Consider the following 529-nt stretch of genomic DNA (forward strand, 5'->3'; position numbering starts at 1 on the left):
GCCACGATCGGAATCTTCAGGTTCGCGCGCGCGCATCGATTCTGGAAATCGAAATACGCATCCGCGTTGAAGAAGTACTGCGTGATCGCCGTATCCGCGCCTGCCTCGGCCTTGCGCTTGAACGCGGCGAAGTCCGCCTCGGGGCTTGCGGCTTGCGGGTGCATCTCGGGATAGGCCGCGACTTCGATCTGGAAGTCGCGGCCGTGCGTGACCCGGATGAACTCGACCAGTTCGTTGGCGTACCCGAACTCGCCCGGCGCTTCGGTTCCATGCGATGTCGCCGGCAGGTCGCCACGCAGCGCGACGATGCGCTTCACGCCCGCGGCCTTGTAGCGACCCAGCAGCTCGGCCACCTTCGCGCGCGTCAAAAAACTAACCTTCCAAGGGCCCTGCCTGTTCCGCACCGAGGCCGGGATCGAGTTGATGGCGATGGCACCGATCAAACGGCCCAAGGACGGCATCGACGCGCTGACCGGCCTGGGTGAGACCGACAGGAGACCGTACACCCTCACCAAGAACTGGAAGTTCA

At 64.1% G+C, this 529-nt stretch carries 1 protein-coding gene and 1 pseudogene; one reads left to right on the top strand and one right to left on the bottom strand.

The window, feature by feature from the left end; genetic code table 11:
* Nucleotides 1–353, bottom strand: a 353-nt coding sequence (locus CSC66_RS17360) for a methylenetetrahydrofolate reductase (RefSeq protein ID WP_202935700.1), incomplete at its 3' end; no start/stop codon positions are given.
* Nucleotides 354–384: 31 nt separating this feature from the next.
* Here CSC66_RS17360 and CSC66_RS17660 point away from each other — a divergent pair.
* A pseudogene (locus tag CSC66_RS17660) lies at nt 385–529 on the top strand (DUF6065 family protein); the annotation flags it as partial.

The organism is Pseudoxanthomonas kaohsiungensis (genome assembly GCF_010211765.1).
GTDB classification, from domain to species: Bacteria; Pseudomonadota; Gammaproteobacteria; order Xanthomonadales; family Xanthomonadaceae; genus Pseudoxanthomonas; species Pseudoxanthomonas kaohsiungensis.